General features: G+C 52.2%; 21 protein-coding genes, 10 tRNA genes, 1 rRNA gene and 1 other annotated feature. Of the genes, 23 read left to right on the top strand and 9 right to left on the bottom strand.

What is annotated here, in order from left to right:
* Positions 1–34 precede the first annotated feature (34 nt).
* Both E5336_RS03290 and E5336_RS03285 read left to right on the top strand, forming a co-directional pair.
* Positions 35–934 carry an ROK family protein gene (locus tag E5336_RS03290; RefSeq protein WP_135979660.1) on the top strand — a complete coding sequence of 300 codons (900 nt, stop codon included), beginning with the start codon at positions 35–37 and terminating at the stop codon, positions 932–934.
* A gap of 253 nt (positions 935–1,187) precedes the next feature.
* The gene (locus E5336_RS03285; RefSeq protein WP_135979659.1) at positions 1,188–1,931 is read left to right on the top strand and encodes a DeoR/GlpR family DNA-binding transcription regulator; all 744 of its coding nucleotides are present in this window, start codon (positions 1,188–1,190) and stop codon (positions 1,929–1,931) included.
* On the opposite strand, the gene E5336_RS03280 is transcribed toward E5336_RS03285, so the two are convergent.
* Complete coding sequence (locus E5336_RS03280) at positions 1,876–2,964, bottom strand: metallophosphoesterase (RefSeq protein ID WP_168353539.1); 1,089 nt, start codon at positions 2,962–2,964, stop codon at positions 1,876–1,878. The two genes, E5336_RS03285 and E5336_RS03280, sit on opposite strands and share 56 nt — an antisense overlap.
* A gap of 86 nt (positions 2,965–3,050) precedes the next feature.
* Here E5336_RS03280 and E5336_RS03275 point away from each other — a divergent pair, with 86 nt between their 5' ends.
* Positions 3,051–3,836 (top strand): HAD family hydrolase, encoded by a 786-nt coding sequence (locus E5336_RS03275; protein ID WP_135979657.1) that lies wholly within the window; start codon positions 3,051–3,053, stop codon positions 3,834–3,836.
* On the opposite strand, the gene E5336_RS03270 is transcribed toward E5336_RS03275, so the two are convergent.
* Genes E5336_RS03270 through E5336_RS03250 form a run of 5 tightly spaced genes read right to left on the bottom strand, consistent with a single transcriptional unit; the run spans position 3,816 to position 6,483 of the window.
* Positions 3,816–4,415 carry an ABC-2 transporter permease gene (locus E5336_RS03270; protein ID WP_135979656.1) on the bottom strand — a complete coding sequence of 200 codons (600 nt, stop codon included), beginning with the start codon at positions 4,413–4,415 and terminating at the stop codon, positions 3,816–3,818. The genes E5336_RS03275 and E5336_RS03270 overlap by 21 nt on opposite strands.
* 17 nt (positions 4,416–4,432) lie before the next feature.
* Positions 4,433–4,654: a hypothetical protein gene (locus E5336_RS03265; protein WP_135979655.1), complete on the bottom strand. Its 222-nt coding sequence runs from the start codon at positions 4,652–4,654 to the stop codon at positions 4,433–4,435.
* Positions 4,654–5,274, bottom strand: a complete 621-nt coding sequence (locus E5336_RS03260; protein ID WP_135979654.1) for an ABC-2 transporter permease — start codon at positions 5,272–5,274, stop codon at positions 4,654–4,656. Before E5336_RS03260 ends, E5336_RS03265 begins: the two co-directional genes overlap by 1 nt.
* Positions 5,271–6,110 (bottom strand): ATP-binding cassette domain-containing protein, encoded by an 840-nt coding sequence (locus E5336_RS03255; protein ID WP_135979653.1) that lies wholly within the window; start codon positions 6,108–6,110, stop codon positions 5,271–5,273. The genes E5336_RS03260 and E5336_RS03255 overlap by 4 nt, the downstream gene beginning before the upstream one ends.
* Positions 6,094–6,483: a GntR family transcriptional regulator gene (locus E5336_RS03250; RefSeq protein WP_135979652.1), complete on the bottom strand. Its 390-nt coding sequence runs from the start codon at positions 6,481–6,483 to the stop codon at positions 6,094–6,096. Before E5336_RS03250 ends, E5336_RS03255 begins: the two co-directional genes overlap by 17 nt.
* A gap of 119 nt (positions 6,484–6,602) precedes the next feature.
* Between E5336_RS03250 and E5336_RS03245 the strand changes: the two genes are divergently transcribed.
* Positions 6,603–7,709 carry an aldo/keto reductase gene (locus E5336_RS03245; protein ID WP_135979651.1) on the top strand — a complete coding sequence of 369 codons (1,107 nt, stop codon included), beginning with the start codon at positions 6,603–6,605 and terminating at the stop codon, positions 7,707–7,709.
* Between the two features lie 34 nt (positions 7,710–7,743).
* Here the strand turns inward: E5336_RS03245 and E5336_RS03240 are convergent, their stop codons facing one another.
* Complete coding sequence (locus tag E5336_RS03240) at positions 7,744–8,181, bottom strand: DUF1622 domain-containing protein (protein ID WP_135979650.1); 438 nt, start codon at positions 8,179–8,181, stop codon at positions 7,744–7,746.
* Positions 8,182–8,202: 21 nt separating this feature from the next.
* Positions 8,203–9,525 (bottom strand): tRNA uridine-5-carboxymethylaminomethyl(34) synthesis GTPase MnmE, encoded by a 1,323-nt coding sequence (gene mnmE / locus E5336_RS03235; protein WP_135979649.1) that lies wholly within the window; start codon positions 9,523–9,525, stop codon positions 8,203–8,205.
* Positions 9,526–9,681: 156 nt separating this feature from the next.
* Here mnmE and E5336_RS03230 point away from each other — a divergent pair, with 156 nt between their 5' ends.
* From E5336_RS03230 to E5336_RS03180, 11 genes are all read left to right on the top strand, one after another.
* On the top strand, positions 9,682–10,278 hold the full coding sequence (locus E5336_RS03230) for an L-threonylcarbamoyladenylate synthase (RefSeq protein WP_135979648.1): 597 nt from the start codon (positions 9,682–9,684) through the stop codon (positions 10,276–10,278).
* Between the two features lie 62 nt (positions 10,279–10,340).
* A complete protein-coding gene (locus tag E5336_RS03225) occupies positions 10,341–11,174 on the top strand; it encodes a DegV family protein (protein ID WP_168353538.1) in 834 nt (277 codons plus the stop codon).
* A 114-nt stretch (positions 11,175–11,288) separates the two neighbouring features.
* Entirely contained in the window at positions 11,289–12,122 is an 834-nt protein-coding gene (locus E5336_RS03220) for a DegV family protein (RefSeq protein ID WP_168353537.1), read from the top strand.
* Between the two features lie 36 nt (positions 12,123–12,158).
* Positions 12,159–12,360, top strand: a binding site (T-box leader).
* Between the two features lie 30 nt (positions 12,361–12,390).
* On the top strand, positions 12,391–13,896 hold the full coding sequence (gene lysS, locus E5336_RS03215) for a lysine--tRNA ligase (protein WP_135979645.1): 1,506 nt from the start codon (positions 12,391–12,393) through the stop codon (positions 13,894–13,896).
* Between the two features lie 157 nt (positions 13,897–14,053).
* Positions 14,054–15,745 (top strand): glycoside hydrolase family 13 protein, encoded by a 1,692-nt coding sequence (locus E5336_RS03210; RefSeq protein ID WP_135979748.1) that lies wholly within the window; start codon positions 14,054–14,056, stop codon positions 15,743–15,745.
* 263 nt (positions 15,746–16,008) lie between these two features.
* Positions 16,009–16,084, top strand: a tRNA-Val gene (locus E5336_RS03205).
* Between the two features lie 5 nt (positions 16,085–16,089).
* Positions 16,090–16,165 (top strand) — tRNA-Thr (locus E5336_RS03200).
* A 3-nt stretch (positions 16,166–16,168) separates the two neighbouring features.
* Positions 16,169–16,244: transfer RNA gene (locus E5336_RS03195), tRNA-Lys, on the top strand.
* Between the two features lie 9 nt (positions 16,245–16,253).
* Positions 16,254–16,327: transfer RNA gene (locus tag E5336_RS03190), tRNA-Gly, on the top strand.
* Positions 16,328–16,455: 128 nt separating this feature from the next.
* Entirely contained in the window at positions 16,456–17,553 is a 1,098-nt protein-coding gene (locus tag E5336_RS03185) for a S1C family serine protease (RefSeq protein ID WP_135979644.1), read from the top strand.
* A 315-nt stretch (positions 17,554–17,868) separates the two neighbouring features.
* Positions 17,869–18,135 (top strand): hypothetical protein, encoded by a 267-nt coding sequence (locus tag E5336_RS03180; protein WP_135979643.1) that lies wholly within the window; start codon positions 17,869–17,871, stop codon positions 18,133–18,135.
* A gap of 49 nt (positions 18,136–18,184) precedes the next feature.
* Here the strand turns inward: E5336_RS03180 and E5336_RS03175 are convergent, their stop codons facing one another.
* On the bottom strand, positions 18,185–19,150 hold the full coding sequence (locus tag E5336_RS03175; RefSeq protein WP_168353536.1) for a rod shape-determining protein: 966 nt from the start codon (positions 19,148–19,150) through the stop codon (positions 18,185–18,187).
* A gap of 83 nt (positions 19,151–19,233) precedes the next feature.
* Between E5336_RS03175 and E5336_RS03170 the strand changes: the two genes are divergently transcribed.
* From E5336_RS03170 to E5336_RS03135, 8 genes are all read left to right on the top strand, one after another.
* The gene (locus E5336_RS03170) at positions 19,234–19,665 is read left to right on the top strand and encodes a hypothetical protein (RefSeq protein ID WP_135979641.1); all 432 of its coding nucleotides are present in this window, start codon (positions 19,234–19,236) and stop codon (positions 19,663–19,665) included.
* 29 nt (positions 19,666–19,694) lie between these two features.
* Positions 19,695–19,770, top strand: a tRNA-Val gene (locus E5336_RS03165).
* 10 nt (positions 19,771–19,780) lie between these two features.
* A tRNA-Tyr gene (locus E5336_RS03160) sits at positions 19,781–19,864 on the top strand.
* Positions 19,865–19,875: 11 nt separating this feature from the next.
* A tRNA-Gln gene (locus E5336_RS03155) sits at positions 19,876–19,951 on the top strand.
* A gap of 9 nt (positions 19,952–19,960) precedes the next feature.
* A tRNA-Gly gene (locus E5336_RS03150) sits at positions 19,961–20,034 on the top strand.
* A gap of 160 nt (positions 20,035–20,194) precedes the next feature.
* A tRNA-Lys gene (locus tag E5336_RS03145) sits at positions 20,195–20,270 on the top strand.
* A 9-nt stretch (positions 20,271–20,279) separates the two neighbouring features.
* A tRNA-Gly gene (locus E5336_RS03140) sits at positions 20,280–20,353 on the top strand.
* Positions 20,354–20,669: 316 nt separating this feature from the next.
* A 23S ribosomal RNA gene (locus E5336_RS03135) occupies positions 20,670–21,695 on the top strand; the annotation flags it as partial.

The following is a 21,695-nucleotide window of genomic DNA, read 5'->3' as shown; positions in this document are numbered from 1 at the left end:
GAATCTGAGCATTTTTTAAAAGAAAGGAAATTTTATGTTAGATTTAGGCATTGATATTGGAGGAACCTTTATTAAATACGCCGTCGTGGACGACGAAAACAACATCGTGCGGCGCTGGAAACGCGAAACGATCCCGTGCGACACGGCCGCGGCGTTTTACGACTACTTGTGCGCGGATTTGCCGGTCGAAAACATTCGCTACGTCGGTGTGAGCGTGCCTGGCGTCATCGCGCCCGATTCGACGATTTTGTCGCAGGCGGCCGCCAATGTGCGCATTACCTACAAAACGAATGTGATCGAGGAAGTGGAAAAACGTCTGCACCGGCCGACGCACGCCTTGAACGACGCCAAGAGCGCCGGTCTTTGCGAGATGCGCATCGGCAACGGCAAAGGCACGTCGTCCAGCGCGTATTTCGTCATTGGAACCGGAATCGGCGGGTGCGTTTGCGATGACCGGCACGTTTGGGAAGGCGTGGATCGAATCGCGGGCGAGTTTTCCAATTTGGCGTGCGGCTTCCACGAAGACGGATCCATCGCGCATTTGTGGGAAATCGCGTCGATGAACGCGCTGATCGACATTTACAATCGCGACGCCAAGGAAGAGGCGAAAAAACGCTACGGGACGGAAATTACCGAGCTTTACCACCAGGGCGATCCTGTCGCCATCCGGGCGCTCGACGAGTGGTGCAAAAACATCTGCCTCGGCTTTGAAACGATTATTTGTTTTTATAACCCCGAAGTGATTTGCGTCGGTGGCGGCATCTCGAAAGAAGACTGGTTCATCGAAAAACTGCGCGACACGATGCGGCAGGAAGCGCTGGGCCGTGCGTTTTCGGACATTTGCACGACGCGCATCGAACGGTGCCTGTATGACAACGACGCCAATTTGCTTGGCGCGATTTTGTTTGCCAGACAAAAACAATCAGAAGCCTAGCCGCTTCTGATTGTTTCTTTTGCTTGCGATTTCGTTCAACTGAAAAAACAGCGCAGCGGCTGTTTTTTATGCTTCGACTCTCTTTTTGAGAAGAAACCAAAGACGATTGTGGGGCTCGTTCTTTTTTTGTATTTTCACTATAAAATGAGCGCCAAGGGAAAACAATCGAATTCACTCTCAACTGGGGAAAAGCAGGATGAAAAAATTGAAAGCCAAAAAAATAAACATTGAAATCAAACGATAGGGTACGATTATGACAAGAAAAAGCGAACAAAGAAGAAAGATAATTTATGAACGAATTCAACGGGAAGGTTCCGTCAAAGTGACGGAATTATCCAACGATTACAATGTTTCCTCCGAAACGATTCGAAAAGATCTCGATGTCTTATGCGAACAAGGCAAGATTGAGAAAAAGCACGGATCGGCCAACCGAATCGACAAGTATTCCCACATTCCGCTGCGCGTCAAACGCGAAGACCACCGCGAGGAAAAAATCCGGATGGCCGCCTGCGCCAGCAAGCTGATCGAGGACTACCAGACGATTTGGCTGGACGCGGGATCCAGCGTGTATACGATGCTGCGGTTTTTAAGTCCCCGAAAAAACCTGACGATCGCCACCAATTCCATCGAAATCGCGACCGCCCTGGCCGGCAGCCACCACCGGCTCATCGTGGTTGGCGGCTTGCTCGAACCCATCGGCCAGTCTCTTGTCGGCCCTTTCGCGAACGAGCAAATCGCCGCGCTCCATTTCGATCTCGCGTTTTTAGGCAGCGATGGATTTAAAAACAGCGAAGGCCCGACGACCTTCGCGTATGAGGAAATTCAAATTAAACGCACCGCGCTCATGCACGCCGCGCGAAGCGTGCTGCTTGTGGACGATTCGAAAACCGAGGTTTGCGCCCCTTATCAATACGCCCGGTTTCGGGAATTCGACACAATCGTCACGACTGCCGATCCGTCGAATTTTCCGGAGCCGGAGAAGGTGATTGTGGCTTAATGTCGACCACGACATATTCGCTCGTTCCCATCGTGCGAGCCGGAAAGCCCCAGGCGTTGACACCCGATGAGGTGATCGCGGTCATCCGCCCCTCGTCGTTGATGCCGTAGCGCAAATCGCAGTTCCAGTACACATCCAGCAAATAGCCAAACGGATACAGCTGGCCGTTGTGGGTATGGCCCGACAACATCAAATCCACTTTTCCGCTGTCCAAAAGCGCTTTTGTATCCACCGGCTGGTGGTCGACAAGCACAGTGAACCGCGCCGGATCGAGGGAGTCGAGCAAATCGGCGGCTTCGAGCCGGGTTTTCAAAGCCGCGTCCTGGCGACCAACGATAGTGATCGAGCCGCACACAGCGGACTCGTCGTTCAAAATCTCAATGCCGGCCTGCCGCAAGGCACGCTCGAAATCGGCCTGGGTGTAGGTTTTCACGCGGCGCTTTGGCTGCAAGTCGTGGTTGCCATAAATGTAAAACACGCGGGCGCGCTCCCGTAGCGGGCGCAAGGACGCCACGCCTTGTTCCATGTCCGCTTTGGATGTTTGCTCATCAAACAAGTCGCCCCCAATCAGGACGATATCCGGATCGGTGCGCGCCATCGAATCGACAAGCTGCGCCAGCGAGGCGCCATCCATACCGTTTGGATAATGCAAGTCCGAAAAAAACAAAAGCCGGGTCGGCGCGATCTTTTTATCGGTTTCCAGCGCGTAGTCCATTTCGACGCGGCGCTGAAAATGCGTGTAGCCATACGCCGTATAGGAAAACGCGGCCGCCACGCAAAGCGCCACCATCCAGAGCCGGAATGGCTTTTTAAGCACCCGGGTCAAAAGCTGGACGAGCAAGGTAAAGACGAGAATGTAGACGACAAACGGAAAATACAGGGAATATTTATACATGCCAGGCACAAGAAAGAGCGTTAAAGCGAGAGCGACGGCTTTCCGGTTCCAGGCTGGACGCGCCCTGGTCACGATTTGAAACAAGTCCCAAATCAAAAACACGACGTACGCGCAAATGAGAATTTGAAAAAATAGCATAGAAACACGCCTCCAGTGGAAGTGTAGCATTTTGGCAGGCGGGGAAAAAGCGTCGTGATTAAAAACGCGTAAGGAAAGGAGGCCCTATGGCGACAGTCGTAACGGATCTGGACGGCACATTGCTCGTCCATGGAAAACTGGATGAACACTCGATCGCCGTCTTCAAGGCGCTGCAGACGAAGCATCGTCTCGTGCTCGCCACCGGCCGGGATCTAGAAAGCGTCAAGCCGTTTGTGCAAGCGCTCGAAATGGAACGGTTTCAAAATGGCGCCGTCATCCTGCTGAATGGCGGAGAGCTCATCGACTTTCAGGACGGGGAGCATGTAAAAGAGCCAGCCATGACGAAAGACCAGGCCAAAGACGTGCTCAAACGGCTCGCTCATCACGCGTGGCAGCTGTATGTCGTCGCCAACGGCGCGCACGAACGAACGCCTTCGCCGCTCGAACCCCTCATGCGGTGCATTCCGCTTCGCAAAGTGCGAAATGTGCTGCGTCATCCCCGCATGCAGACGCTGCCCGAAACGATCGACAAGATCGCGGTGCTTGGCTACTGGGGAACGGGACGCCGCGTCGCCGCCATGGAACGCGCCACCCATACCCGCTACATTCGAATCGGCCGGTTTTGGGACGAGATCGTGCCCGAAGCGTGGGACAAGAAGAACATGGTCGCGCGCTATTTAAAAAAACACGGCGAATCCGCAAAGGATTTGTTCGTGTTCGGGGACGGGGAAAACGATGTCCGGATGCTTGGGCTGACGGCGCATTCGTTCGCGCCGCGAAACGCGCTGCCCGCCGCGAAAAAAGCCGCCCGGCATTTATTTGAGCCGGGCGACGTGGCCAAAATCGTCGAATCAAAGATCCTTCGTTTGTAAGATGTGAATCGAAAGGGCGTACGAGCCCGCAATCAAGCCAAGCGAGACGAGCACGAGCAGCGCGACGATCCCGGGCGAAAAAACAAACGGAACGACGGGATTGGCCGGCTGGATCAGCTTGAGCCCGAACACGCAGGCGAGCCCCAATATGAAGACGGCTTTGTCGGCGCCGCTGGAGGACCACCGAAACAAGACGGGAATGAGAACGCTTGTCAGCAACGCGGAAAGCGCAAAGACTTCCGCGAACACGATTTGGCTTTGGGCGGCGTCCAAATGCCAAATTAGACACGATCCAAGTCCGGCCAGCATGCCAAACCCGTTGGCTCCAAATAGGGCGAGGATGTATTTTTCGCGTACGTACTGCTTGCGGGAAACCGGAAAGACGAACAAGGCGGGCCAGCCGTTGTCCAGCTGGTCGGTCGTGATCGTGCTCGTCGTCCAGCCGGTCACGATCGCCGCCAGCATCAGGGAAAACCACGGCAGGATGGAAAAGAAGCCGGTGATCGTCAGCAGGGCGAGAATGAGCGGGATGTGGAGGAGGTTTAAAATAGAAAAGTCTTTCGCAAACAGTCCTTTCATACATTTTCTTTCCTTTCTTATTGAAATGCCTTCTTGATTTTTTCAATACCACCGGGATCGTCGATCCAGTTTTCCACATACCCGCATTGTCCGCATACGTAGCGGATCGCCGGGATCTTCTCGATCAATGTCCAGCGCGACGTGTAAATATTGTTGCCGCTCGCGTAGCGGCGCGGATCGTTCGGCACGCGAATCATCGGGGCCGCGCCGCATTTCGGACAAACGCGGAACGGGTTCATTACAGCTCCTTGCGTTCCATGATTTTGACCGAGATCAAAAAGGAAACGCTCAATATCAGCGCCATGGCCACGCAGGCGATCCATGGCACGAGCGGATTTTGAAGCCAGGCGCTTTGCGACAGGGACACGGCGGAATCGGAAAGCGTGACGATTAAAAACGTGGTCGCCATGATGATGGCGATGTTGACGACGCGTCCTTTTTCGATGCCGAATTTCAAATAGCAGGGAAGCGCGAAGCCGCCCATGCACACGACAAGAAGTAGCAGGACAAGCGCGATAAACACCAGGGCGCCTGCTTTCAGCGCGCCCAGGGCGACGGCGATCAAAGCGATGGCGAACGGAACGAGCGCGCCCAGACCGAGGATAAGCAGATATTTTTCACACACGTACTGCTTGCGGGTGATGGGAAGAGTGAACAGCGCCTTGTAGCCGTTGTCGAACTCGTCGTAGCTGATCGTGCTCAGCGCGTCGGTTACGAGCATGAACGCCAGGTAGGGGATCATGAACTCCACCGAGCCACCCGGCATGAACACCATCGCCACAACGATGGCGCCTGTCAAATACAGAAAGATGCGGTTTTGCATCGCGATATAAAAATCTTTGATCAATAAGCCTTTCATATAGTTTCTCCCTGGACAACCATCGTGAACACGTCGTCCATCGAGGCGGGCTCGACGACGATTTGCGGAAAGTTGTCGATATAATATTGTTTCTGGTTGGTCAGCACCGCCCAGCCATATGGCGTTTTCGTCTTGCGCAAAGCGTAGGCGTCATCCAGCGCCTGGCCGTCCTTGATTTTCAGGATGGCGTACTGGTCGAGGGCGTCCATCGTTTCGTGCAGGACGATCTTGCCCTCGTGCAAAATGTAAAACTCGTCGCACAAATGTTCCAGATCCGAGGAAATGTGCGAGCTGATGACGATGGAGCGGCCCGGTTTTTCCATGAAGACGCGTAGCATGTCGAGCAGCTCCTCGCGCACGATGACGTCCAGGCCGCTTGTCGGCTCATCCAAGATGAGCAGATTCGCGTCGTGCGTCAAGGCGCAAATCAGCTTGAATTTCGCCTTCTCGCCGGTCGAGAAGCTTTTGATTTTCGATTGTTTCGGCAGGTGGAAGCGGTCCACGAGCTCGTCGAACATCGCCGCGTCGAAGCGGGTGTAGGATGCCTTTAAAATCTGGCGGACGTCCTTGATCGGCAAATACGCGTTGACGATCGAGTCGGGAAACACGACGCCGATGTTCTCCTTGTCACGCGGGCTGAGCGAATCGACCGGCACACCATCGATGGAAATCGAGCCTTCGTCGATGTGGATCAAACCGAGCACGCTTTTGAAAAACGTCGTTTTGCCCGCGCCGTTGGTGCCCAGGATCGCGGTGATGGTGTCGTCCTTGATTTCCAGGTCGAGATCGAGCTCGAACTCCGGATACTTCTTTTTGATTTTATTTGCTTTTATCATATTTTTCCTCCATCAGCAAATGAAACATCGTCACGAGATCGGTTTTGGAAAAGCCGAGGCGTTGCGCTTTCGAGATCCACTCCTCCAGTTCGTCTTCCAGCACTTTTTGCTGTTCCTCCAACACGACGTTGAGAGAAATCGCGGCCACGTAGCTGCCTTTGCCGTGCACGGTGTGAATAAACCCTTCGTCGTCCAATACGTCGTACGCTTTTTTTACCGTCAGCGCGGAAATTTTATAATCTTTCGCCAGCGCCCGCACCGAGGGGAGCGGGTCGTTCTCCTTGAGATCGCCGGATTTGATCAGCTGTTTGATCTGGTCGGCGATTTGTTCGTAAATCGGGGTCATGGACGATGTATTGATTAATAATTGCATGGTTTTCACCTTATAAACACTATATAACAGTGATAAACACATGTCAACAGTGGAGTCGCTTCAACTCGAAATAAGCGGAAGGATACGATATAATGAAACCATGAACAAGGAGGAAGATTATGAAAAAACTAGGGTTTGGATGCATGCGGTTTCCGCTGCTGGATGAAAACGACGTGAAATCCATCGACAAGCCGCAAGTCGAGGCGATGTTCGACCGGTTTCTGGAACAAGGCTTCACGTATGTCGACACCGCGTATCCATATCACGAAGGGGAAAGTGAACGCGTCGTGAAGGCGGCGCTCGTGGACCGGTATCCGCGCGAGGCGTACAAGCTGGCCACCAAGCTGCCCACGTTTCTTTTGAAGGAAAAGGAAGACTGCGCCCGGTATTTTAACGAGCAGCTGGAAAAAACAGGCGCCGGTTATTTTGACTACTACTTGATTCACTGCCTGACGACCGACTTGTATGAAACGGCGAAAAAATGCGACGCGTTCGCGTTTGCCGCCGCGATGAAAGCAGAAGGAAAAGTCAAAGAGTTCGGCTTCTCGTTCCACGACACGCCCGAAAAACTCGACGAGATTTTGACGGCGCATCCGGAAGTCGATTTCGTTCAGCTGCAAATCAATTATCTGGATTGGGAGGCGCTCAACGTGCAGTCGCGCGGCTGCTACGAAGTGGCTCGAAAACACAAAAAGGAAATCGTCGTCATGGAGCCGGTCAAAGGCGGCAGTCTGATCCGGGTACCGGACGAGGTGGCGGCGACATTCAAAGAAGCCGATCCGAACCGGTCCATCGCGTCGTGGGCGATTCGTTTCGCCGCGTCGCTCGATGGCGTGCGGATGGTGCTTTCGGGCATGTCGAACACGGAACAAATGGAAGACAACTTGTCGTACATGGACGCGTTTGAACCACTGAGCGAGGCGGAAATGGACATGGTGCTGCGCGCCGGAGAACAAATTCGAAAAACGATCGCCATTCCTTGCACCGCGTGCGAATACTGCGTGGCGGGCTGTCCGATGCACATTTGCATTCCGGACTATTTCAAGTTGTACAACGAGCGCAAACAAACGCTTTCCGCCGGAAAGTCCAAAGCGTATGACGAATTGCACGCCACGCACGGCAAGGCGAGCGCGTGCGTCGCGTGTGGGCAGTGCGAAAGCATATGTCCGCAACATTTGCCGATTATTGAAAACCTGCGGCTGGTGGCGGAAACGTTCGAAGGATGATGGAAAAGAAAAAAAGCGAGTCGGCTCGCTTTTTTTAATGGTTGTTTGTTTCGTTTTCGACTTCGATTTTGGCTTCAATCGTTTCCGGGTGCAGTTTTTCATGCACGCGTTCCGAAAGGGATTTTACCTTTCGGGTGTGTCCGTTTTTCGATTCCTGTTCCTGCTCGATTCCGCTCAGCTCCCAGTGAATTAGCCACGTCATGGCGGCTTTGATGACGATGAGCATCGCGATTTGTAAAATCTCGTCCATGTTGCGGACGGTGACGGTGCGTAAAATCTCGCTGCCAAGCTTGAACGTCAGTCCGATGGACTGCCCGTGCAGCAAATAAATGCGCGCGTTGGGATCCTTTTTCAAAAGCTTGTAAAACGCGAAAAATGTCGTGTATACGATAATGCCGATCGAGAGCAGTTCCATGAAGTCGATGGAAAGCCCCGCGATGACCGCGACGAGATGGGTAATCAATTCATGCATGATGTGCAGAGGTCCTTTCTTTTATTTTCCAAGGCAAAATTTTGAAAACAGCGTGTCGATTAAATCGTCGCGCGAAACGTCGCCAAGAATTTCTTTCAGATGGTCGTGGGCGGCCATAATGTCGATCTCGATCAGATCCGGCTCGATTTCCATTTCCATCGCCTGCTTCGCTTTTATCATATCCGCGCGCGCGGATTTGAGCAAACCAATTTGCCTTTCGTTGGAAAGAAGCGGTTCCTCGTTTAAAATGTTTTGCTCGTACAGCTCGTTCAACGCGTGCAGCAGCGGTTCGATATCCTGGTTTTTCGCGCTGACGCGCAAACCTTCGCCCGGTTTCGAGATATCGGCCTTGTTCCAGACGACAAGGCGGAGCCGGCCGCTTGTTTGCTCGAGCAGCTGTTTGTCCTCATCGGTCAGCGGCGCGCTGGCGTCCAAAACGACGAGAATCAAATCGGCTTCGTCAAGCTTTTGCTTCGATTTTTGGATGCCGATTTTTTCGATTTCGTCATCGGCTTGCCGCAGCCCGGCCGTGTCGATCAAATTGAGCTGGACGCCCCCGACATGGATGCGCCCCTCGACGATGTCCCGCGTCGTGCCCGGAATGCTGGTGACAATGGCTTTGTCTTCTTCCAGCAGCGCGTTCAGCAAAGAGCTTTTGCCGACGTTGGGCCGGCCGACAAGGACGGTGTCGATGCCGCGCTTGACGATTTGCCCGTTTTGCGCCCGTTCCAGGATGCGGTCGATTTTTTTGAGCCACGCTTCGGTTTTGGGCAGCAGGTTTTCGAACGTCAGCGTTTCCACGTCGTCGTATTCGGGATAGTCGATGTTCACTTCGATGTTGGCGATAATGTCCATGATGTCATCAATCAAAGGCTCGATTAGCCGGCGCACGCTGCCCCGTATGCCTTGAAGCGCCATATCCGCGCTCGTGTCGCTCGCGGCCTCGATCATGTCTTCCACCGCTTCGGCTTGCGACAGGTCGATGCGGCCGTGATAAAACGCGCGCATCGTGAACTCGCCGGGCTTGGCGAGCCGGGCCCCGTTGGCAAGAGCCAGCGTCAAGATCTTGCGGGTGATGAACACGCCGCCATGGCAGTTGATTTCGACGACATCCTCGCGCGTGTACGTTTTGGGCGCGCGGAAGACGGAAACGAGCGCCTCGTCGACAGGCTTGTTTTGGTCGTGCACAAACCCATACGTAATCGTATGCGACGGCTTGCGCGTCAAGTCGACGGAAAATATTTTATTCGCGATCGCGATGGCTTGGTCACCACTCAGGCGGACGATGGAAATCGCCCCTTCCTGAAGCGGTGTCGAGATCGCGGCAATCGTATCAGAAAACATAGGAGAACTCCTTTCACTTGTCCATTGTAGCATGATTTCGCTATACTGAAAGTATTTAGCGGGACAACCCGCGAAAAGAGGAACGAAGGGATACCGTTGGAAGGAGAGAGAGGAGCTTCCTCGCGCAAGCAGGCGGGTATCCGCTCCTGGATTGAGATGAAAACTTATGCGTGGACGGACACGGACGCCATCGTCCAAAGACTCGACGAGGGGGGCATCGTCGCGTTCCCAACCGATACGGTGTATGGGGTCGGCGTGCCGTACGGAAACCTGGACGATTTGGAGCGTCTGAAGCAGGCGAAACGACGCCCGGAAGAAAAGCCGATTCCGATGATGATTTCCGACTTGCGGCAAATCGAGCAAGTCGCGTACGTGAGCCCGAAAACCCGCCGGCTGATCGACGCCTTCATGCCCGGCGCCCTTACGATCGTCGTACGGCGCAAAGACAGCGTCGATCCGGCATATACGAATGGAAAAGACACGATCGCGCTGCGGATGCCCGACCTGGAACCGCTTTTGGCGGTGATCCGTCAAATCGGCCGTCCGCTCATGGTGACGTCCGCCAACATGTCAGGCGAGCCCACCGCCCTGACGTACGAGGACGCTCTTTCCCAGCTGGGCCACATTGACGCGATCGTCCAGGGAACGTGCCGCGACTTGCAGGCGAGCACGATCGTGGACTGCACGAACGACGCGTTCGTGATTTTGCGCGAAGGCGCGATTCCGGAAGAAAAAATCCGCGAAGTATTGTAACCCTCTTTTTTCGAGGTTTTCGCTATAATAGAGAAAATAGAGAAATGAAAGGAAAGGATACAATGTTTCAACTTATCACAGATTCCACAAGTGATTTGACAAAGGAGGAATGGACGCGCGATGGCGTCGAGGTCGTTCCTTTGAATGTTGAATTTGCCGGAAAGCATTTTCAGGACCGGCTGACGCTGACACCAGACGACTTTTACGGCTTGCTTGCCGAAAGCGAGGAACTTCCGAAAACCTCACAGCCGGCTCCGGGACAGTTTTTGGAGGCGTACGAGCGCTATCCGGATCAGGAAATCGTCGTGCTGCCGATGTCAAGAGAGCTGTCAGGCACGTACCAGTCCGCCTTGCTGGCGAAACAAATGAGCGGACGTGACGATATTTACGTCGTGGATACGTTGCAGACGGCGCAAGGATTGCGCTTTCTTGTGGATGAGGCCATTCGGCTGCGTGACGAAGGCAAAACCGCTCAGGAGGCGGCGCGCGCCATCGAGGATTTGAAAGAGCACATCCAGCTGATCGCCGTCGTCGACACGCTGGAGTATTTATACAAAGGCGGCCGGCTTTCCAAATCGGTCATGATGGCAGGCAATTTTTTGCACATCCACCCCATCATTGGACTGGAAGACGGAAAAATCGTGATGTTTTCCAAGGCGCGCGGCAAAAAGTCGATTCTTCGTGAAGTGGAGAAACTGATCGACGCCCACGACATCGACCCGGAACGCGCCTACTTTGGCTATTCGGGCGCGAAAGGTAGCGTCGACCTGGTTTCGTTTCGCGATCCGCTCGCGAACAAGTATGGCTTCGCCACGCATATGACTTCGCAAATCGGCTCCCTCATTGGCACGCATACGGGCCCGGGCCTGCGGTTGATTGTGTATCGGTTTCGTTAGAGAAGATCCATCCGGATCTTTTTTTTGTTTTGGAAGCGAGATGACGATGGGAAAAAAATGTTGACAAATCAACTAATCCAAGTACAATCAAGAAAAACGAAAGGGAGAAAAATCATGGTAAAAATCATTGTGGATTCCGGAAGCGACTTGACCTTGGAGCAAGCCGGACAACTTGGAGTCGAAATCGTACCATTGCATATTGAACACGAAGGAAAGACGGCGCTTGACCGGGTGGAAATGGATCCCGACACGCTGTACGAGAAGCTTGCCAACAGCGACCAGCTGCCGAAAACGTCGCAGCCTTCGCCAGCTGCTTTTATGACGATGTATGAAAAATTTCCAAACGACGAGCTGCTCGTTTTGCCCATCGCCAAAGAACTGTCCGGCACGTTTCAATCCGCGAACCTGGCGAAGTCGATGAGCGAGCGTGACAACATCTTTGTGGTGGACAGCCAGCAAGTGACTTTGCCGTTGATGGTGCTTATTTTGGAAGCGGTCGCGATGCGGGAAAAAGGCTGGAACGCCCGGCAAATCAAAGAGGCGCTTGAAGCGATGCGCGGCCAGGTGAAGGTAATCGCGGTCGTCGACACGCTCGATTACTTGCAGAAGGGCGGCCGGTTGTCCAAAGCGGCGGCCATCGCGGGCAACTTTTTGAAAATCAAGCCGTTGATTGGTGTCCAGGAAGGGCAAGTCGTCGTGCTCTCCAAAGCGCGAGGCAAGAAATCGGCGATTCAGGAAGTCCGGCGGCTGATGGCGCAAGACGAGGTCGACTTGAATACGGCGATCTTTGGCTATACGGGGCAGGAAGGCACGGAAGATTTGACGTCGTGGACGGAGGAAATTTTGGATGTTTATCCGTTTGCGAACGTGTATACCCAGCAAATCGGCGCGGCGATTGGCACGCATGTGGGTCCGGGCGCCAAAGCGATCGCTTATCGAACGAAGTAAATTGACAAATGGACCGACATTTTGTAGGATAACCTTGTTAAGGCGTTGAACGGGATAGGCACAAAGTCGGTATCTTTTAGAGAGCTTTCGGGTGGTGCAAGAAAGCAGAAAAAGGCTTTGGAAGAAAGACCCGGGAGCTGTCTGTATTCCTGCATTAAAGGATTCCCACAAGGGAACAAGGCCGTCCGGGCAACCGGAAGGCGAATCAGGGTGGTAACGCGAGCACTTCGTCCCTGGAGTGCTCTTTTTTATTGGAAAAGGAGATCATATGGCAGAAAAAAACAAAGCGGTTCAAAATAAGCTGTCGGAACAGGAAAAAGTCCGCCGGCAGAAGATGGAAGACCTGCGCGCGATGGGCGTGGATCCGTTTGGATCGGCGTTTAAACGGACGCATCGTTCAGGGGATATCATTCCGGTGTATCAGGAAAAAACCAAAGAAGAGCTGGAGGCGCTGCAAATCCCTGTCACCATCGCCGGCCGGATCATGACGAAGCGCCGGATGGGAAAAGCCGGTTTCATGCACATTCAGGATTTGGACGGGCAAATCCAGATTTATGTGCGAAAAGACACGATTGGCGACGACGCCTACGAGATTTTCAAGAAAAACGATTTGGGCGATATCGTCGGCATCGCGGGCACGCTCATGAAAACCGACCACGGTGATTTGGCGGTTCGGGCGAAAGAGTACACGCATCTTTCCAAAGCGCTGCGGCCGCTGCCGGAAAAATTCCACGGTTTGACCGATACGGAAGAACGGTTCCGCCGCCGGTATGTGGATTTGATCATGAATCCGGAAGCGAAGAAGATCGCCATCACCAGACCGCGCATCATCCGCGCCATTCAGGAATATTTGGATGGCCAGGGCTTGATGGAGGTGGAAACACCGGTTCTCCAGCCGATTTTAGGCGGAGCGGCCGCCAGACCGTTTGTGACCCATCACAACACGCTGGACATGCCGTTCTACTTGCGCATCGCGACCGAGCTGCCGTTGAAGCGACTCATTGTCGGCGGATTGGAAGGCGTGTACGAGATTGGCCGTCTGTTCCGCAACGAAGGCATGGACGCGACCCACAATCCGGAGTTTACGACGGTGGAAGCGTACGTGGCGTATTCGGATTTGCACGGCATGATGGACTTGATCGAAGGCTTGTTCCGGTTCGTATCGCAAAAAGTGCTCGGCACGACCGATGTGGAGTACCAGGGCACGATGTTGCATTTTGGCGAGCCGTTCAAGCGCGTCACGATGTGCGAGGCGATCCGGGAGAAAACAGGCATCGACTTTAAGCAGGAAATGAGCTTTGAAGAGGCTAAAGCTCTGGCGGCCGAGCATGGCATTGAATTGGAGAAAAAGCACAATTCCGTCGGCCATATCATTTCGCTTTTCTTCGAGAAGTATGTCGAGGAAACGATCGAGCAGCCGACATTCGTGTACGAGTATCCGATCGAGATCTCGCCACTGGCGAAAAAGAACGCCGAGGATCCGCGCTTTACGGATCGCTATGAGCTCTTTATTTGCGGTCACGAGTACGCGAACGCCTTCTCGGAACTAAACGATCCGATCGACCAGAGAGAACGGTTCGAAAAACAGCTCGAGCTGCGCGATCTGGGCGACGACGAAGCCAACGAAATGGATGTCGACTACGTCGAGGCGCTCGAATACGGCATGCCGCCAACGGGAGGTGTCGGCTTGGGAATCGACCGCCTGGTGATGCTTTTGACGGACCAGCGAACGATTCGCGAAGTCCTGCTGTTCCCGCACATGAAAAACAAATAGGAAAATCGAAGTCCGCGAACGCGGGCTTTTTTTTGCCTGTGGTGAAATCGTGTGATTTTTGGATTTGAAAGTGTGAGAAATCAAAAGGGAAAGTCGGTACAATAAAGCCATCAAACAACGAGAAAGAGAAGATGGAGGAAAAGAAAAGATGAAACCGATGGAAACCTGGTGGAAAGAAAGTGTGATTTATCAAATTTATCCACGGAGCTTTAACGATTCCAACGACGACGGGATCGGTGATTTGAATGGAATCCGGGAAAGGCTTGACTATTTGGCGGATTTAGGCGTCGATGTGCTTTGGCTTTCGCCTGTATACCAGTCGCCCAACGCGGACAACGGCTATGACATTTCCGACTACCAAGCGATCATGGATGAATTTGGGACGATGGAGGACTTTGATCTTTTGCTGAAAGAGGCCCATGAAAAAGGGTTGAAAATCGTGATGGATCTGGTTGTCAACCACACCTCGGACGAGCACGAATGGTTCGTTGAAAGCCGAAAATCCAAAGACAACCCGTATCGCGACTACTATATTTGGAAAGATGGAAAGGCGGATCAGGCGCCCAACAACTGGGGTTCGGCGTTTTCCGGCCCGGCGTGGAAATACGACGAGCAAACGGGACAATGGTATTTGCACATTTTCGCGGAAAAGCAGCCCGATTTGAACTGGGAAAACGAGCGGGTCCGCCAATCGGTTTATAAAATGATGACCTGGTGGCTGGATAAGGGAATCGACGGATTCCGCATGGATGTCATCAATCTCATTTCGAAAGACCAGGCGTTTCCGGATGGCGAAACCCATGGTGGAGCGTATGGCAATTCGATGGAGTTTTGCTGCAACGGGCCGCGCGTGCACGCGTACTTGAAAGAGATGAACAAGGAAGTGCTGTCCAAATACGATATCGTGACAGTTGGCGAAGCGCCCGGAGCGACGATCGAAGAGGCGCAGCGCTACGCGGGCAGTGAGGAAAACGAGCTGAATATGGTGTTCCAGTTCGAAATGATGGACATCGACCATGGAAAATATGGAAAGTGGTCACCGATGCCTTTTGATTTAAAAAAGATGAAAGCCAACTTCAAAAAGTGGCAGGAAGGACTCGACGGTCGGGGATGGAACTCGTTGTACTGGGACAACCACGACCAGCCGCGCATCGTTTCCCGCTGGGGCAGCGACAAGAAGGCGTGGCGCAAAAAGTCCGCGAAAATGCTGGCGCTCTGCTTGCATATGCATCAAGGCACGCCGTACATTTACCAGGGCGAGGAGCTGGGGATGACAAACGTCCGCTTTCCTTCGATCGACGCGTACCACGATATCGAGATTTTGAACGCCTATCGGGAACTCGTAAAGGAAACCGGCGCGATGCGCGAGGAAGAGTTTATGGAGGGCGTTTACAAATTGTCGCGCGACAATGCCAGAACGCCGATGCAGTGGAGCGACGAAGCGTATGCGGGATTTTCTTCGGTTGAGCCATGGATCGGCGTCAACCCGAATTATACCGAGATCAACGCGAAACAAGAAATCGCCGATCCAGATTCGGTGTTCCATTTTTATCAGCGTCTAATCGCTTTGCGGCACACGAACAAAGTCGTTCCGTATGGAACGTATCGTCAATACATGGAGGAGGACGATAACGTCTACGTGTTTACACGGGAATACGAGGGACAAAAGCTGCTTGTGGCGTGCAATTTCAGCGAGCAGCCGCAAACCGTCGAATGGCCGGACGCACTGCTGGAGGAAGGATACACGCCATGGATCGGCAACGATTCGCTTAAACCTTTTGAAAAAGCGGTGACGCTGACACCTTACGAGGGAATTGTGTGGATCAAAGAAGAGACAAAAAAAGCGTAGTGTATCTTATGCGATGTTTGTAAAATGATTTGATTTCTCTAGAACAATATGTTTAAATAGTAAAACAGTCAGATGACTCCATCACTGACTGTTTACAGCCAACGAAGATCCTTGTCCCATCAACGAGGGTCTTCAACTCTCCCGAAAGCTACCAGGTTTTATCCTCCTTTGGTAGCTTTTCTTTTGAGAGAAAAAAGTTTGAAATTTTTTTCGAAAATTCGTTGACATTTCCGAAAGTTCGGGATATTATAAATGAGCGTTACGGAGGTTTAGCTCAGTTGGGAGAGCGTCTGCCTTACAAGCAGAGGGTCAGCGGTTCGAGCCCGTTAACCTCCACCATTTATGCCGACTTAGCTCAATTGGTAGAGCAACTGACTTGTAATCAGTAGGTTGTGGGTTCAATTCCTATAGTCGGCACCATGTGACCCGTTAGCTCAGCTGGTAGAGCATTTGACTTTTAATCAAAGGGTCGGGCGTTCGAATCGCCCACGGGTCACCATTTTTATTTGCAGGTGTAGTTCAATGGTAGAACTTCAGCCTTCCAAGCTGACTACGTGAGTTCGATTCTCATCACCTGCTCCATTGTTCGTAAAGCAAAGCGTCTTAGGACGCTTTTTTTTTGTTTCTGGTTGTTCTTTTTATTTTTTTTTAAGCTCCGTTTAAGGATGCCGAGGTACGATGCCTCCAGAAAGACGGAAGGAGCGAATGAAATGAAACCAACCAAGAAACCACCAGTATATACGATGCATCGCGTACGAAAGGGGTGGCTCGCGGCAGGCGTGTGCGCGGGCATGGTGTGCGCAAGCTTGTCGGGGGCGGCGGGCGGCTACGCGTATGCGACGCTACACGGAAATCAAGACGAATCGACGGCCACGCCGGCGCAAAGCGTGATGGCTTCGCCGGAAACCGATTTGAGCGCGGTCGTGGAATCGTGCCGGCAAAGCGTTGTGGAAATCACAACCGAAACAAGAGAGGACAATCCGGTTTTTTCCGGCTACGCCATTGAGCAAGGAGCGGGAAGCGGCGTGATCGTAAGCGAGGATGGATACATCATCACAAATCATCACGTGATTTCCGGCGCGTCTTCCATTGCGGTCAAAACGACCACCGGGCAAACCTATGAAGCAAGCGTCGTGGGGAGCGACGAAGTCAGCGACGTGGCGGTGTTGAAAGTGGACGCGCAAGGACTGCCGGCCGCGCGAATCGGCACTTCCTCCAATCTTCAAGTCGGGCAGACGACGATCGCAATCGGCAATCCGCTCGGTTCGCTGGGCGGAACGGTAACGACTGGTATTTTGTCGGCGCTGGATCGGGAAATTGAAGTCGACGGGGAACCGATGACGCTGCTGCAAACGGATGCGGCCGTGAATCCGGGAAATTCCGGCGGCGGCTTGTTTGACGCGTCCGGCTCCTTGATTGGCATCGTGAACGCGAAGACGAGTTCGGAAGGCATCGAGGGGCTTGGATTCGCGATTCCGGTCGACGAGGCGATGGCGGTAGCGCAACAGCTGATGAACGATGGCGCCGTAACGAACCGGGCCGCGATGCATGTAAGTTTAGTCGACGATTCCCGACAGGGGGCGGCTGGCGTTTATATCGCGCAAATCGTGGAAAACGGGGCGGCGGATCAAGCGGGGCTGCGCGTCATGGACCGAATCGTTTCGATTGATAAAGAAGCGGTTGATTCGGCGGCGGATGTGAAGAAAATCGTTCGAAGCCACCAAGCGGGCGATACGCTGACGATGGAAATTGAGCGGGATGGTTCGCGGCAGACGGTGGAGCTTGTTCTTGGCTCGTCACAAAATTAAATCTGGGGTAGATTTTCGAAATATAAACGTGTATACTTATATCTGCTTACAGTCATCCCAAATAATGTAAGCACGCCGGAGACATGGAACATGAGCTGTGTCTCGGGTATATTTTCCTTTCTGAGCGGACGATGTCCGCTCGTTTTTTTTAAATATCTTATTTTCCGGGAAGAATGGAAGAAAACGGGGGAAACGCTGGAAAACATTGCGATTTTTGAGCATTGTATGCATGATTTTGGATAGGGCTTACTATAATGAAAGTGGCTCAAGAAAAGCCTCAAAGGGACGGACAATGGAGAGAAACGGAGGCAAAACATGGAGAATAAAAAGACATGGATCACCGTGCTGATCGTGGTGATCATCGTGATTGCGCTAGTTGCGGCAATCTGGGCCGGCAACAAAGGCGAGACGACGGAAGAAGAGCAGATCCAGGAGGATCAAGTGACGGAAACGCAAACAAATCCGGAGCAGGAAGCCCCGAAAAACGACGCGCAAGTCAATGAGGAAGGCGACGCCGCCCAGCAGGCGGAAAACCAGGTGGATGCTGAAACCGAAATGGTGGAAGGCACGGAACAATCGTAAAAGAAAAATGCAGCGAGTGATCTTGCTGCATTTTCATTTCTTTTTCTTGTCAGTCCATCTGGTCTAAAACGATTTCAAGGCCGCTTGTGATGGTGTACAGCGGATGATCAGTCAAATAAACCGGACATCCAATCAATTCCTGCAGCTTTTTCGGCAGCCCAGTCAATGTCATGGAGCCGCCGGAACACACGATGCCGCGAAGCAGGATGTCTTTTTGGGTTTCGATGGGAACAGAGGCGAGAAAGCCGAGGATCCATTGCGCCAAATCGTTAACGAGCGGCGCGAGCAAAAAGGCGATCTCGTTTCCGCTTAGAGTCATTGTCGTTAAGGTGTGGGTTTGGGTGTTGGAGCCCTGGATCGTGACGTGAAGAGGATCGGTTTCCTGAATAACGGTTCCAAGCGTTCGCACGATGTCTTCCAGTGTCGCTTCGGTCACGGTTATATTATGGGACTTTTTCAGCCAGTTGCGAATGAGCTGTCCGATTTGAATGCCTGCGAAAGGCCCACGGCTGTACTGTTTGATATCGCCTTCCTGAAAGATGGCGATATCACAGTTGCTGTAGCCGATATTCATGACGCAGCTGGCTACGGGCAGCGAAAGATCGAGGCGGGAGCCAATGGCGGCAAACCAGATTTCGCGATCATAATACACTTTGCTGGCGCCCAAATCGAGCAGTGCGTTTTTGATTTGCTCGCAGCCTTCGTTGGAGAGGCTGGTCGGATACGAAAACAGCACGGTCGTTTTTGTGAAAAAACGAAAAATCTTAAACTGGTCGCACAGCTGTTCGAGAAGCAGCGTCAAAGCGGCGATATCGACTCGGGTATTGGAAATAGGGGAAACGACCCGGACGGAATTGGATTCCAGTCCTTTCATTTCAAACGCCTCGCGTCCAATGGCGAGAACGTGGTTGTGCTCGTCGAGCGCGATCATACAAGGCTCGTCGAAGATGATTCCATCGTTTAAAGAAATCAGGCGGATCGAGTTGGCGCCAAGATCAATTCCAATTTGGATCAAAAAGATCACTTCCTTTCTATAGACGGGCTAAAACGCGGTCTTGTTCAAAACCTATGATACAATAAAAAGGCGGAGGACAGAAAATGGAACCGATCAAACTGGATCCAATGGATCTAATCGTCACCCTTTCGGATTTGACAAGCCACAAATCATTTAAATATTTTACACTACTCGTCGGATTTAAGGAAGTGTTTGCCTGGTTGGATGTGCACGTGATCGTATATTCTTTGGAAGACGAGGCGCCGGCGTGGTATGCGAACGTGTTTGACTGCGAACGCTCTGAAAAGAAAATCGAAGCGCTGAAAGCGTTGAAAACGAAAGTGGTTTTTGGCGAACCAAGACAAATCGCGTATTCTTATTTGTTTTTGTATCAGGGAGAGCGGCGGCTGTTGTGGATGAAACGAATCAATTACGAAAACCTGGTTAAGGTGTGCAAAACTGTCATTCAAGCACGGAGTGAAGAAATTTCAAAAAAATTTGAAAAACTCGTTGACATACCGAAGAGCCTCTGGTAATATTTCCAATGTAATCACGAACAAGACATGGAGGTTTAGCTCAGTTGGGAGAGCGTCTGCCTTACAAGCAGAGGGTCAGCGGTTCGAGCCCGTTAACCTCCACCATTCTTTTTGTGGAGGAATAGCGAAGTGGCTAAACGCGGCTGACTGTAACTCAGTTCCTTATGGTTCGGCAGTTCGAATCTGTCTTCCTCCACCATTTTTTTATTTTGGGGTATAGCCAAGCGGTAAGGCACAGGACTTTGACTCCTGCATTTCTCTGGTTCGAATCCAGATACCCCAGCCACTATTTATTGCAGGTGTAGTTCAATGGTAGAACTTCAGCCTTCCAAGCTGACTACGTGAGTTCGATTCTCATCACCTGCTCCATTTATAAAGAACCGATCCTGTAAAGGATCTTTTTTTTCGTGAAAAAGTGTGGGAAAAGAATTGGGCTTTTTCGTTTGACAAAGCGTTTTTTGCGTGTTAATATTCACTACGCAGTCAACGGAACCGCCTTGGGCTGGACCTATGACGCGATTGATATTGTGACCCGTTAGCTCAGCTGGTAGAGCATTTGACTTTTAATCAAAGGGTCGGGCGTTCGAATCGCCCACGGGTCACCATTTTTATTTGCAGGTGTAGTTCAATGGTAGAACTTCAGCCTTCCAAGCTGACTACGTGAGTTCGATTCTCATCACCTGCTCCAGTTTGAATGCATAAGCGTCGATGGACGCTTTTTTTCCGCTCACAAAACTGTCATTAAAAAATATTTAAAAATATTTATAAAAATGATTGACAGCCAAGAAGCGCCATGATATATTATGTGAGCGCTGATGAGGCGCGGAAGTTCGATCTTTGAAAACCGGAGACACAAATTTGAAGAAAAGACACAACAAATAGAGAAGAGGTCTTGAAGCAAGTTGTGGAGAAAAAAAGACACTGAGAAAACAGTAAGAGAAAAACAGTTTTCGAAAGAAGAAAATCTTGAAGAAAGCACATTGAAGAAACAAAGAGAACCAACTGATCAAGTAGGCAAGGGCGTACGGAGGATGCCTGGCCACTCGAAACTGAAGAAGGACGCACCGAACTGCGAAAAGCGGCGCCGAGCTGTAAGGAAGCGAAGACACGCCGATATCCGAATGGGGAAACCCGGCATCTTGAAAGGGATGTCATCTCTAGGATGAATAAATAGTCGTAGAGAGAGGGACCCGGGGAACTGAAACATCTAAGTACCCGGAGGAAAAGAAAACAAGAGTGATTCCCCGAGTAGCGGCGAGCGAAAGGGGAGCAGCCCAAACCGTTCTGAGGGACGGGGTTGAAGGGGGTTCAGGAAAGCAGAGACAGACCATAGGCAAACGCGAACGGAAGCGCGGCCGAAGAGGGTGAAAGCCCCGTAGCCGAAATGGGAAGAGGAAGCGAGAACGACCCTGAGTACGACGAGACACGAGGAATCTTGTCGGAAGCAGGCGGGACCATCCGCCAAGGCTAAATATAAACGAGTGAGCGATAGAGAAAGAGTACCGTGAGGGAAAGGTGAAAAGAACCGCGGGAGCGGAGTGAAAGAGAACCTGAAACCGTATGCCTACAAGAAGTCAGAGCCCGTCAAGGGGTGATGGCGTGCCTTTTGTAGAATGAACCGGCGAGTTGCGTTGCGATGCGAGGTTAAGCGAGGAAAGAGCGGAGCCGAAGCGAAAGCGAGTCTGAAGAGGGCGGAGAGAGTAGAGCGATGCAGACCCGAAACCGGGTGATCTAGCCATGGGCAGGTTGAAGCAGAAGTGAAATTCTGTGGAGGACCGAACCGACTACCGTTGAAAAGTTAGCGGATGACCTGTGGCTAGGGGAGAAATTCCAATCGAACCCGGAGATAGCTGGTTCTCCCCGAAATAGCTTTAGGGCTAGCGTCGGCCGATGAGCAAGGGAGGTAGAGCACTGAATGCATGATGGCCCCAACCCGGGGTACTGAATGCAATCAAACTGCGAATGCCCTTGAAGAAAGAGGCCGGCAGTCAGACTGTGGGTGATAAGGTCCATGGTCGAGAGGGAAACAG

Origin of the sequence: Dubosiella muris, from assembly GCF_004793885.1 — a bacterium.
GTDB classification, from domain to species: Bacteria; Bacillota_I; Bacilli_A; order Erysipelotrichales; family Erysipelotrichaceae; genus Dubosiella; species Dubosiella muris.
Note: the sequence above shows the minus strand (reverse complement) of the source record. Positions and strands in the feature narration are given on the sequence as shown.